Below are 9402 nucleotides of genomic sequence, written 5' to 3'. Positions count from 1 at the left end.
TTGTCTCCGCCGTCTGAACCACTATCACCAGAAAGGGTGGCATCCAGGTGTGCCATGGCGTCGTTAATGGATTTTACGCGCTCGAAGTTATAGGAAAGGTGTGCACCCAATTGGGTGAAAGCAGCAGCCACCGCACTATCTTCGGCAAAAGTTTCCGCAGATTGATCTAACATCATTGTCAGGTTTTCTGCTTCTAAGCGAATAGCCTCAGTGATGAGTATGCCATTTTCAGGATCACCGTCTTCATCCAGGGTTTGTAGCAAACGGGCGATGTTGATCACTATGTCTGTTGCTTCATTACCACCCGAAACAGAAAAAGAATATGGGGTAATAAGTGTGTCTCCCGCGACCGTACCTAGCTGAATACCGCCAATGGAAAACGAGACAGAATCCCCTTTTTTATACCTGAACGTACCTTCTGCATCTGTGATGCCGGTCTCACCCGACGCTCTGTACTCAACGCCCTCCACGGCGCTATCGATAAAATTGCCTGTTAACCACGTATCATCATCACTACCGATGCTGCCACAACCGCCGAGTAGTGAAATAAATGTCGCGACCGCTACGGTCGACCCCACTTTCTTACTATTGAACATTGCTCTTCTCCCTAACAAAACAACTGCTCTGGCTTTTTAAATCACGCACCGAAGGGTACGTTTCCTTTTTCAGGTTGATACCAGGCATTTGTTTTATCAATGAGATCTTTCGATATGAGGTCTTAAGTAGCGCTAAATAACGTTAACAGGCTCTTTTCGTTCAATACAATTAAATATCAGAAAGAAGAAAAACAGCTAAAATCACCACCACACCCAAAATCAAGAATAAAGTATTAGTACAAAATCATAATAAAGGCAAACCAATATAACGATACAAAACAATACTTCAAAATCAACATTGAAACATATATTTATAATTATTAAATTTTAATGAATTATTTATTATATCAATTAATATTGACTAGATTAAAGAGGACTATTGATGAAGACGTTTCTAATATAGCATTTACCGTTATGTGTTGCTGTAACGACAGCATTGGGTACTCATGCTGAAATACAGGCCCAAGAAAGCGACGCAGAAAGAAAAGTTGAAAGAATCTCAGTTCAATATTCGCGGATTAGGCCCAGGCTCAACACTCATTCTTATTAATGGTCGTCGCGCTGGTATTGCTCCGGTTGCTACCAACCTGGGCAATCAGTTCTTTGATATAAACCAATTGCCGCTTGCCATGATTGAAAGAATCGACTTCTTAACCGATGGCGCAGACTAATGCCGATGATCTTATTACACCAACGGGAGATACAGTGAACAGCAGGTTGCAGAAGCCATTGTTAGTGGTGATTGTCCACTTCCCCTTTAATAGGACACTACTGTTTGCAAGGATCGTGATCGCCGGGTAGACAATCGCGTATGACAACTGTGCCCGTGCGCATCGGTACATAGAACTTGAATACGTTAATGTAACTATTAACGTTTGCCGCCGAATTCGCAGTTTTCAAACTTATCACTAAATTACGAAGGTTTGTGGAAACTAAAGGTACAGAATTATTGTCGCTATCCACCACTTTTTTAACTTCAATACGTAACTCACTTGGCTCATTATAGAGTTTCGCTTCAATAACAACATACCCGCCACTTTCTAGTGGAACTTTGTATTTATTAGGAAGCCCGGTGGTGGAGATACCAAATAAATTCCCTACGGTTAAGATCTGACGGGCTAGCGTTTCTGTTTGGTATCTCAATTGAGCATTTAAATAGTCACTCAAATCATTTTCACAGTATGCACAATTGACGAACTGCCATGCATCGGGAATTAGTTCTGATGGTATAGACTTGCTTTGTACATCATCTTTGAATGATACAAACGCCGCATCTAATTTTGACATCTCTTGTTTTACAAAAACCGATGTAGATGCTTCTATCGCCTCGCCCACTATAGCATTTGGGTAGCCATTAGGTAGTTGCACTAATTTCGCGCTAACATTGAAAGTGCTCGCCTCCCTCTCAGCAAGATCAATAATAGTAACTTTTTGGACTGTATTGTTAACTACATCTTGATACGTCAGATTGCTCGTTCCCCACCCAGTAGCCACGCCTTTTCTTTCAGATACAGAGCATGCGTTACATTCTTTAAATACTTCCTTTGCGAGTCCAGTTAAAGGCCAAAGGCACGATAGCAATAAAATGGAGATGACATTGACCGCTTTTTTCATTCTTGTTCCCTCGGTATTTCTTACTCCAATAACCTATCAAACGATACAAATGAAAACAATTTTCATTACCTTTTGATATCTGGAATTTTTTCTGGCATTGACGAGACCTACATTCAGTTTTCCTTGTTAAGGTGAAGTGGACAAGAGAGATTGGAAACGCATATAGCAGCGGTAAAAAGTTAAAAACTAAGCCCGCTGGATATGTGTAAAGAGTCACCGCCTAACCTAGATCCAAAAAACCAGCTGCATTTTGTAGCTGGTTTTTTATTACTCTAATGAGACATCGGCATGACTTTCAGGCCTTTAAATATAATTTGCCTAAATAGGTACTTTCCAACTTAGTTTGGATGTGACACTACAACATCCAATATTAGCTCTCATCACTCAACTGTCACCGATTTCGCCAAGTTACGGGGTTGGTCCACATCAGTACCTTTGATCAGTGCCACATAGTACGACAACAACTGTAGCGGCAAGGTGTACACAATGGGCGCAATGGGCGCTTCGCAGTGAGGTACGTTAATCACGCGCATGGTGTCATCGCTGGCAAACCTGGCATCGCGGTCGGCGAATACATACATGATGCCGCCTCGTGCGCGCACTTCTTCCACGTTAGATTTAAGCTTCTCCAGCAGTTCGTTGTTGGGGGCAACCACAATCACCGGCATTTCATCATCAATCAGGGCCAGTGGGCCGTGTTTGAGCTCGCCTGAGGCGTAAGCTTCTGCATGAATGTAGGAAATTTCTTTGAGTTTTAGTGCCCCTTCCATGGCAATGGGGTATTGATCACCTCTCCCTAAGAACAGGGAATGGTTTTTATCGGCAAATTCTTCGGCTAAATCTTCAATACCCTGGGTAATGGCCAGGGTTTCTTCCAGTTTTGCTGGCAGGCTGTGCAGGGCTTTTACAATACTACTACTGTCTGCTTCGCTCAGTCCATTGTACTTGCCCACTGCCAGAGTGAGCATTAAAAAAGCCGTAAGCTGGGTGGTAAAGGCTTTGGTAGAAGCCACGCCGATTTCAGCCCCAGCCCGGGTCATAAAGGCCAAATCAGACTCGCGTACCAGGGATGAGCCAGGCACGTTGCAAATCGTCAGGCTAGCCATATAGCCCACTTCTTTGGCCAAGCGCAGGGCAGCCAGCGTATCGGCAGTTTCACCCGATTGTGAAATAGTAACTAGCAGGCTGTTTTGGTGAACGACAGACTTGCGATAGCGGAATTCCGAGGCAATTTCCACGTTACACGACACATTGGCATATTGCTCCAGCCAATATCGCGCTGTCATGCCAGCGTGATAACTGGTGCCGCAGGCAATAATTTGCACGTGCTTAACCTTCGACAAAATATCGTCGGCACCGGCACCAAAGATATCAGCCACGAGACCGCTCTCACCTAGGCGATTTTGCAGGGCATTGCGAACTACGGTAGGCTGCTCGTGAATTTCTTTAAGCATATAGTGGCGGCAGCCGCCCTTATCACCTGCGTCGTGCTCGATGTTAGATTCAATCACTTCGCGTTTAACCGGTTCGCCATTCGCATCATATACGCTGACTTCCCGACGGGTAATTTCAGCCACGTCACCTTCTTCTAAGAAGATAAACCGGCGGGTAACCGGCAACAATGCCATTTGATCAGAGGCGATAAAGTTTTCACCCAGCCCCAAACCAATTACCAACGGGCTGCCAGAGCGGGCAACCACAACCCTGGACGGGTCTTCGCTATCCATGACTACGGTACCGTAGGCGCCGTGGAACTGCTTAACACTGTTTTGCACCGCCGCCAGCAAGGACTTTCCTTTTTGCATTTCAGCGTGCACAGTATGAGCAATGGTTTCAGTGTCAGTGTCACTGGTGAAAGTATATCCTTGCTGAGTAAGTGCTTCACGCAGTGCCAGGTAGTTTTCTATGATGCCGTTGTGTACGACAGAAATGCGTTCTGATGAGCAATGCGGGTGGGCATTCCGCTCGGTAACACCACCGTGTGTAGCCCAGCGTGTATGGGCAATACCTGTTGAACCAAGCGCACTGTCCTCGGCAACGGCGTCAGCCAGTTCCTGAACTTTTCCAGTGCGACGAATTCGGGTTAGCTCGCCACTCGGCTGCAAAAGGGCAACGCCAGCGGAGTCATAACCGCGATACTCCAGACGTTTAAGTCCTTCTAACAAAATTTCCACTACATTTCGTTCGGCAACAGCGCCTACTATTCCACACATGATGAATCTCCCTCCACAGGAGTAACCATAAGTGTTACGCCCCGCGCTTCAAGTTGTTGTTTAATTTGGTCGCTGATGTTTGCATCGGTTATCAGCATATCGATGTCTTCCCAGGGCAATTCCAGGTTAGGCATGCGATGAAAAAATTTATTTGATTCCGCCAGCACCACTACCCGTCGGGCCACGTTGGCCATGGCTTTCGACAACCCGGTTAGTTCGTTCAATGTGGTAGAACCCCGCTCCACATCAAGGCCGGAAGCGCCGATGAATGCCGTATCAAAACTGTAAGCGCTAATCATTTTCTCTGCCATATTGCCTTGAAAAGACTGAGAGTGGGCATCCCAGGTACCGCCAGTCATTAATACTGTGGGTTCATTGGACGCAGCGGTGAGCGTGTTCGCTGCGTGCAGAGAGTTGGTCATGACAACCAGTTTGTTCTGCGTAAGAAAAGGCAGTAACGCGGCAGTGGTATTGCCGCAATCAATAATGAGTTTGTCACCATCGGAAACGAACTCAGCTGCCCGTTTGCCAATGCCGGCTTTCGCAGACGGCATTCCGCCAACCACGACATTCGGTGTTGTCGCAGGCGAAGATGCAGGCATGGGTGCAGCACCGCCAAACTCGCGGAGCACGCGTTTTTCATGAGCCAGGGCTGCCAAATCTTTACGTATGGTTACTTGAGATGTACCAAACCGGGCAGCCATTTCATCAACATGAACGTGCCCAGTCTGATTCACCCATTCAACAATATCATCCCTGCGCTGCTGAGTATTTCGCTTTTGCATTTCGAAACTTGTAAATTACGATTTGAAACAAATAAAGCAGCAAAAGTTTCGTTATGCAAGTTTTTTTAGTTATTTTCTTTCATATCCAGGTATACCGGCATGGTTTTCCCAGTTTCAGCGCTTTCGAACGCCAGTTCTATAAGCTGTATCACGGGTACCACAGAAGCGCCATCAACCGGTAGCGGGCACTCACTTTGTAGTGCGTCGGCCAATTGTTGATAAAAAGTCTGGTATTGCCCCTGCTCAGTCATAACAATGTCACTGGCAACCTCCGAGCTCAACTCCCCGTGTTCTTCCTGGGGTGTTTGAGCCCAACCTTCACTGCCTATGTGCACGCCAGCTTTGAGTTGGCTTTCTTGCGGGTCAAGGCCAAACTTTCTAAAGCTGGCGGTATCACCTTGCACATCGAAGCGCAATGTTTTTCCCGCCTGAAACGGCGAGCTGCCCAGCAGCACTGTTTTATCTCCGTAATGCAGCGTGAGGTCAAAACAATCGTCGCTTTCTCCGCCTTCCCGGGCAATTTGAATATCTGCAGTTATTTGTGTTGGTGCGCCGAAAAGTTGCAATGCCTGATCGATAAGGTGAGGACCTAAATCCCAAAAAATCCCGGCACCCGGCCCCGCATTTTCCCGCCACCTGTCCCTCGGCCGCGGGCGAAAGCGATCAAAACGGGAAGTGAAGCGCTTCACGTTGCCCAAGCGTCCCGATGCCATTAATGCTTTTACTGTAAGAAAGTCGCCGTCGAATCGACGGTTGTGATATATACACAACTTTCGCTGCTTGGCGTTAGCCATAGCAACCAGTTCCTTGGCATCAACACTGCTTAAGGTAAAGGGCTTTTCCACCAGCACATGACACCCTGCACTCAACGCTTGTCTGGCCTGCATGGCGTGATAGACGTTTGGAGTAGTAATGACAACTAAATCCGTATGCCCGGTTTCCAACGCTTTAGTCAGTGAACGGAACACCGGTACATCGGGAAGAACAGCAGCCACTTCATCGGGACGGGACGACACCACAGCCTTGATGCGAAAATTGGCAAGATGGGACAAGAAAGGAAGGTGAAAGGTGGTTGCAGAAAAGCCAAACCCAACCAACACAGTGTTAATCATATTAAAAAGCCAGCATGTTTACACAATGCTGGCACTGTAACGCATCTATTTCCATGGTACAAAGCCATGATAGATAGAGTCTATTTTTTTGTTGGTCTTGGCCAGTCTTGAATATTGCGTTGACGGGCTCGCGCTACTGCCAGAGCGTTGTCATCAACACTCGTGGTGACGGTGGAACCAGCTCCCACAGTGGCGTTGTCGCCAATTTCCACCGGTGCCACTAATGACGAGTTAGAACCGATAAAGGCGTTCTTGCCAATGCGGGTTTTTGACTTATTCACGCCGTCGTAGTTACACGTAATGGTACCCGCACCAATGTTTGCCCCATCCCCGACCTCTGCATCGCCGAGGTAGGTAAGATGATTTGCTTTCGCCCCTTCGCCCAAAGTAGCCTTCTTCATTTCAACAAAATTACCCACTTTTGACTGGGCTTTCATTACCGCACCCGGGCGCAACCGACCGAACGGGCCGACAGTACAGCATTCCCCTACATCCGCGCCGTCAATAATGCTATTTGCTTCAATGACAGCATTATCGGCGACGGTGCAATTAGTTAGCAAACAATTGGGACCAATGCGCACGTTATTTCCCAATACCACCTTGCCGGTAATCACTACGTTGATGTCAATAGACACATCCTGTCCGGCAATAACCTCTCCGCGAATATCCAAACGCGCCGGATCAGCCAGCGTCACACCATCCATCATCAGTGCGTGGGCCTGCCGAGCCTGTAATGCACGTTCTAATGCCGCGAGTTGGGCGCGGTTATTAATACCTTCCACTTCTTCTACCGCATCCGGCTGTGCCGCTTTTATGACTTTGCCTTCGGCTGCAGCCATCGCAATAACATCCGTTAAATAAAGCTCGCCCTGGGCATTATTGCTATCGAGGTTTTTCAGCCAACGTTTTAAATCGACACCGGACATCATCATCATACCCGTGTTAATTTCTTTTATTTCACGCTGTGCATCGGTGGCATCTTTGTGTTCCACAATTGCGGTAATATTGCCATTCTCTCTAACAATACGCCCCATGCCGGTAGGATCGGCCAGCTCCACGGTTAACAGGGCCAGATCACACGTCGCTTTAACGTCCGCCAATCTTTGCAAAGTAGCAGTTTGAATTAATGGGGCATCCCCCACCAGCACCATTACATCTTCCTTATCGGAGATATGCGGCACTGCCTGCTGAACCGCGTGGCCTGTGCCCAACTGCTCTTCCTGCAGACACCAGTTAATTTGTTTGCCTGTAACACTGGCTTTCAGTTGGTCGCCACCATGACCATAAACCAGATGCACAGCGGTGGCATCCAGGGACTCGGCGTTATTAACAATGCGCTGCACCATTGGTATACCGCCAATGGGATGAAGTACTTTTGGCAAAGAAGATTTCATACGCGTGCCCTTGCCGGCAGCAAGTACCACTACAGAAAAAGCCATGTTATATCCTTAAAATAAGCTGTAATTTTATTGAACGTTACCAAGTGTAACCAAGGACGAATGACAAGTCAGCGATACGACACCACAAAATTAATCACGCCGTCTCTTATCCTTTTGTCTGGCTAGTAGTTTAACGGGCTAAACGTTATACTTTGACGCTGACACCGTCGTCAATATCTTTGCCAGAATAAGCCAAGGAGAGCGAGCACTCTGTGAAAACATTCAGGACCCTCCATCGAAGTATACTGTTGTTGTTTGCAGTGGTGGTCATTGCCATTGTCACACTGGTGCATTTCAGCGTGAATCAAATTGTTGCCGAACAGAGTCGCGCTCAACAGCAATCGCTCTCTCCGGCCATTTCACTTATCGTCAGTCAGCTCCTTAAACCTTTGCACGTGTCTGAAGCGCTGGGCCGCTCCCAGGAGCTTGTTCAACTGATGGACCAAGATCAATTAGACGAAACGGAAATATTCAACACGCTTACCCGTTTGAAAAATGAGTTCGGATTATATTTTTTCATTGCCAGTGAAAAAGCCCGCATGCAATACAACTCTGACGGCACTACATTAGCATTGGAAAAAGGCCAGGTGAACTGGTACTTCAAGTACAAGGAACGCCCTGAACGCGCCGTAGCAGACATCGGAAAATGGGAAGATACCCATTTCTATATCGACATAAAAATTTACAATGAAGATAACGAATTTTTGGGCTTTTTTGGCATTGGAAAAAGTTTAAAAAGTTTCATCAACATTTTTGATTCTTACAAGCAGCAATATGGCTACGACTTTCTTTTCGTCGATGAAAATGGCGACATTATGTTATCGTCTGATTCCGCACTCATGGCCGAGTATTCAGATTTCACTAATTTATCGGAATTGACCTGGTATGCCAGTTTACCTATTGATGTGCGAGATCAGCGGGCATTGAATAATCGCTTGGTTACCATCGACCAGCAGGAATACCTGATAGCCGAAGTAAAACTGAACCAGTTTAACTGGACAGTATATTTGCTAAGCCCGTTGGATAAGCGAAAGGCAGATATTTCCAAAGCGTTTGTTATCAGCGTAGTGACCTTGTTAGTGGTTGTATTCTCGTTGTTCATGATGATTTACCACCTTCTATACTATTTCAGAAAAGACATGCAACCGGAACTGCACCTGCGAAATAGCCAACGGCTACCCGACCGCAAGAAAGTGGAAGTACAGTACAAAACCATGCTGGAAGAATTTAAGTCTCTGAGTGTGATCATAGTTGGCGTGGATAATTTCTCTCGCATTAACGATACCTACGGCCGGAATACGGGCGACGACGTCCTGGATTTCATCGCCGGCTTCCTGGTTACCTCAGTGCGTACGAAAGACCTTGTTGGGCGCTGGAGCAGCGAAGAATTCATAATTCTCCTTCCGGAAACCGGGCCTCACGAGGCCATGGAGATCGCACAGAGCTTACGTCACGGTATCGCCACGATGGACACCGATGACTTACAACCTCAAATTCAATTAACCGGCTCCTTTGGCGTTTCATTCACAGCCACACAAAGGCCGTTGAACGAAGTCACTGCCAATGCTGAAGATGCTTTATATCAAGCCCGTCGCGATGGGAAGAACCTGGTGCGGAAGCAACTCATTGAGTAATCCGCTATA

General features: G+C 46.9%; 7 protein-coding genes and 1 pseudogene. 2 read left to right on the top strand and 6 right to left on the bottom strand.

Annotation, left to right across the window (positions count from 1 at the left end; translation table 11 throughout):
* Window positions 1–596 (bottom strand): annotated as a pseudogene (locus KO518_RS01440) (hypothetical protein); the annotation flags it as partial.
* A gap of 446 nt (window positions 597–1042) precedes the next feature.
* Between KO518_RS01440 and KO518_RS01435 the strand changes: the two are divergent.
* Window positions 1043–1267 carry a TonB-dependent receptor plug domain-containing protein gene (locus tag KO518_RS01435; protein WP_216024020.1) on the top strand — a complete coding sequence of 75 codons (225 nt, stop codon included), beginning with the start codon at window positions 1043–1045 and terminating at the stop codon, window positions 1265–1267.
* 97 nt (window positions 1268–1364) lie between these two features.
* Here the strand turns inward: KO518_RS01435 and KO518_RS01430 are convergent, their stop codons facing one another.
* The 5 genes from KO518_RS01430 to glmU all read right to left on the bottom strand — a co-directional run bounded on the left by KO518_RS01430 (window position 1365) and on the right by glmU (window position 7759).
* Complete coding sequence (locus KO518_RS01430) at window positions 1365–2210, bottom strand: hypothetical protein (RefSeq protein WP_216024019.1); 846 nt, start codon at window positions 2208–2210, stop codon at window positions 1365–1367.
* A gap of 380 nt (window positions 2211–2590) precedes the next feature.
* Window positions 2591–4423, bottom strand: a complete 1833-nt coding sequence (glmS, locus tag KO518_RS01425) for a glutamine--fructose-6-phosphate transaminase (isomerizing) (RefSeq protein ID WP_216024018.1) — start codon at window positions 4421–4423, stop codon at window positions 2591–2593.
* The gene (locus KO518_RS01420; RefSeq protein ID WP_216024017.1) at window positions 4411–5208 is read right to left on the bottom strand and encodes a DeoR/GlpR family DNA-binding transcription regulator; all 798 of its coding nucleotides are present in this window, start codon (window positions 5206–5208) and stop codon (window positions 4411–4413) included. The genes glmS and KO518_RS01420 overlap by 13 nt, the downstream gene beginning before the upstream one ends.
* 65 nt (window positions 5209–5273) lie before the next feature.
* The gene (locus tag KO518_RS01415) at window positions 5274–6320 is read right to left on the bottom strand and encodes a Gfo/Idh/MocA family oxidoreductase (protein ID WP_216024016.1); all 1047 of its coding nucleotides are present in this window, start codon (window positions 6318–6320) and stop codon (window positions 5274–5276) included.
* 80 nt (window positions 6321–6400) lie between these two features.
* Window positions 6401–7759, bottom strand: coding sequence for a bifunctional UDP-N-acetylglucosamine diphosphorylase/glucosamine-1-phosphate N-acetyltransferase GlmU (glmU, locus tag KO518_RS01410; protein WP_216024015.1), 1359 nt, complete (start codon window positions 7757–7759; stop codon window positions 6401–6403).
* A gap of 212 nt (window positions 7760–7971) precedes the next feature.
* Between glmU and KO518_RS01405 the strand changes: the two genes are divergently transcribed.
* A complete protein-coding gene (locus KO518_RS01405) occupies window positions 7972–9393 on the top strand; it encodes a sensor domain-containing diguanylate cyclase (protein WP_216024014.1) in 1422 nt (473 codons plus the stop codon).
* Window positions 9394–9402: the final 9 nt, after the last annotated feature.

This window comes from Aestuariibacter sp. A3R04, assembly GCF_018860805.1.
In the GTDB taxonomy this organism is placed as follows: domain Bacteria; phylum Pseudomonadota; class Gammaproteobacteria; order Enterobacterales; family Alteromonadaceae; genus Alteromonas.
The sequence above is the reverse complement of the archived record's forward strand: the minus strand, read 5'-3'. Positions and strand labels throughout refer to the sequence as shown.